1 protein-coding gene and 1 pseudogene are annotated in these 3,060 nt (G+C 70.1%); both read right to left on the bottom strand.

Translation table 11 applies throughout. From position 1 onward, the window contains the following. Positions 1-1,412, bottom strand: a pseudogene (locus AC2VOR_RS17575) (WS/DGAT/MGAT family O-acyltransferase); the annotation flags it as partial. 146 nt (positions 1,413-1,558) lie between these two features. Further along, positions 1,559-2,806 carry an esterase LipQ gene (gene lipQ, locus AC2VOR_RS17570; protein ID WP_369737856.1) on the bottom strand — a complete coding sequence of 416 codons (1,248 nt, stop codon included), beginning with the start codon at positions 2,804-2,806 and terminating at the stop codon, positions 1,559-1,561. Positions 2,807-3,060: the final 254 nt, after the last annotated feature.

The following is a 3,060-nucleotide window of genomic DNA, read 5'->3' as shown; positions in this document are numbered from 1 at the left end:
GCGGGGCGCCGGGTCGCCGGCCAGCGCCAGGATCTCGTCGAAACCCTCCAGCAGGCACTGGGCGAACAACGGCTCGTCGCGGATCGCCGCCCTGTCGTAGCGGACGGTGATGGTGCACCACCCGCCCCTCGAGATCAGCACTGCCATCATCGCCACGCCGGGCAGCGGGCCGATGCCGTACTGGCGCAGGACTTTCGCGCCGGCGAGGTAGGTGTCCCCCGGGTAGACCGGGATGTTGCTGGCCTGGACGTCGGAGCCGATCACCGAGCCGGTGATCCCCTGCAGCACGGCGGTCGGCAGGACGCTGAGTACCGGTGCGAGGGAACCGACGATGTTCATCGCGGGCTCGTCGCGGCGCTGGGTCATCTGCGCGCGGATCTTGCGCATCCGGGAGACCGGGTCGGCGGTGCCCAGCGGCGCCGCCAGGTTGACTCCGGTGAACCGGTTGCCACCGGCCGCGTCGGCGTCGGCCCGCAGGTTCACCGGCACCGCCATCGGCAACGTGCTGACCGGCACGCCGAGGGCCTCGTGGTAGCGGCGCAGGGCGCCGGACAGGCCGGCGAGGTAGGCGTCGTTGATCGATCCCCCGCCGGCCTTGGCCGCTTTGTGCAGGTCGGCGAGCAGAATGTCGATCGCCTCGGTGCGGGTTGCCAGGCTGCGCCGGCGCAGCAGCGGCGACGGCTCGGCGGCCCGGTTGAGCACCCGCATCCCCGACATGGCGTAGCCCACGATCCCCGACACCGTCGACGTCGGCTCCAGCACCACCCGCCCGGCCGTCGAGACGGCGCCGGACACCGCGCCCAGGACGCCACCGAGCACCGACAGGGGAAGCCGGTTGATGCCCTGCCGCATCAACTCGTTGGGCGTCAGGTCCTGCGGCACGGGCAACGGCGGCGTCGGCCTGGGCGGGGGGTCGCGTTCGAGGTCGTATATCTCGGCGAACATCGCCACGCCACCGACGCCGTCGGTGACGGCGTGGCTGACGTGCAGCAGGGTCGCGGCCCTCCCGTCGGGCAGGCCCTCCACCAGAGTGGCCGCGGCCGGGAGATGTCCATCGGTGACTGCAGGATGACCTCGGCGAGGTCGAACACCTCGCGCAGCGTGCCCGGCCCGGACACCCGCACGCGACGCACGTGGAAGTCCAGGTTGAAATCGGGATCGACGACCCAGCGCGGCGCCGCCGTCGGCAAGGTCGGGACGACGACCTTCTGCCGCAGCCGCAGCACCCGGCGCGAGGCATTCTCGAAGCGGGTGCGAAAGGCGTCCCAGTTCGGTGTCGCGTCAAGGACTTCCAGGGCCATGATGCCCGAGCGGGTCCGGGGATTCGCCTCGCCCCGATGCATCAGGTAGTCGACCGGTCCAAGCTCATCGGACAATTTCACGACGGCCACGGAATCAGTGGCCTCAGCCATGATCACCAACTCGACGTGCCATACGTGTCACCGCCGACCAAGCCTCTCACCTCGGACCACTCGCCACCACAACGCTAGTCGGGTTGACGGGCTGGTGAAAAGGCACGATCCGGTCGCGGGTCCCGCGCCGGCGACGGGTCCGGACGTCAGCTGGCGGACGTGACCGCCAGCGGCAGCGAATCCATCAGCGCGCTCGAGCGCCGCCCGTAGACCACACCGAAGAAGTCGGCGACGGCGTCGGCGGCCAGCCGCGAGCGCAGCGTCGGGGTGATGTCGAAGGCGTGGTGGGCGTTGGCCAGCTCGGCGTAGCCGACCGTGGGTGCGCCGGCCGCGCGCAGCGCCGCACAGAAGGAGCGGGCCTGGCCGCAGGGAACGATTTCGTCCTTATCGCCGTGGAGCACGAAGAACGGCGGGGCGTCGGGGTGGACGTAGGAGATCGGGGAGGCCGCCTCGAACCGCTCGGGGGCGCTGGCGTAGCGGGCTTTCATGACGAACTGCTCGAGGAACGGCAGCATCAGATCGTGCATGTTGTCGGCGTCGACGAAGTCGTACACCCCGTAGTAGGGGGCGACGGCCTGGACCGTGGTGTCGGCGCGTTCGAATCCGGGTTGAAACCTCGGGTCATTCGGCGTGAGCGCGGCCAGTGACGCCAGGTGCCCGCCGGCCGAGCCGCCGGTCATCGCGATGAAGTCGGGGTCGCCGCCGTAGTCGGCGATGTTCTCGCGAACCCAGGCGATCGCCCGCTTGACGTCGATCAGGTGCGCCGGGAACGTGCAGCGCGGGCTTTTGCTGTAGTTGATCGAGACGCAGATCCAGCCGAGTTCGGCCATGCGGCTCATCAGCGTGTAGGCCTGAACGCGTTTGTCGCCGACGGTCCATGCGCCGCCGGGCACCTGGATCAGTACCGGGGCGCGGCTGCCGGGTGCCACGTCCGGGCCCCGCCAGATGTCGAGCAGGTGCTCGGTGCCGCCGGGGCCGTAGGAGATGTCGGAGGTCTGCGCCGCGTAACGGCGGTGCGGGCCGGGCCGCTGGAACAAGCCGTCGCGGGGCGCGCACTGCGACGTACGCCGGGTCGGATGCGACACCTGGTCGCGAAAGTCCGGACCGAAGGCGTCCTCGAGGGCCGCGGTGAGGGCTTGATCCGCGCGCTGCACCGCCCAGCTGTTCGCGACCCGGCCGACGGCCGGGTGCGCCACCCGGGACAACGCGTGTCCGGTCACCACGTGCGGCGGAAACTCCGTGGACAGCCAGCCCGCGACCCAGCCGAGCGCGAACGGCGAACCGCGCAGCAGCAGCGCGCTGGCACGGCAGGTGTCCCTGGCATCGGCCGCCAGTCGCAGCGCGTGGGCGCTGGCCCGCGAGCACCGCGAAGCCACATCTATGGCCAAGCTCATAGCTATGCCACCCCTCGACGTCAGGCACACGCCACATTGCGGTTAACGGCTCATGTCCAGCCGATGTTGTACGTGTGTCGAGGGTCACTACCCTAACCGATAATCGCGGCGGCGGAAGCCCTTTCGGGCGCGTCGTGTTGCTCCGGTCGAGCCCTGGGGCCCGTTGGCTAGACTGACCTGCACATTGCCTCCGTAGCTCAGGTGGATAGAGCAAGGGCCTTCTAATCCCTAGGTCGCACGTTCGAGTCGTGCCG

Source organism: Mycobacterium sp. TH-M103 (assembly GCF_057473785.1).
This window is presented reverse-complemented; position numbering and strand designations above follow the sequence as displayed.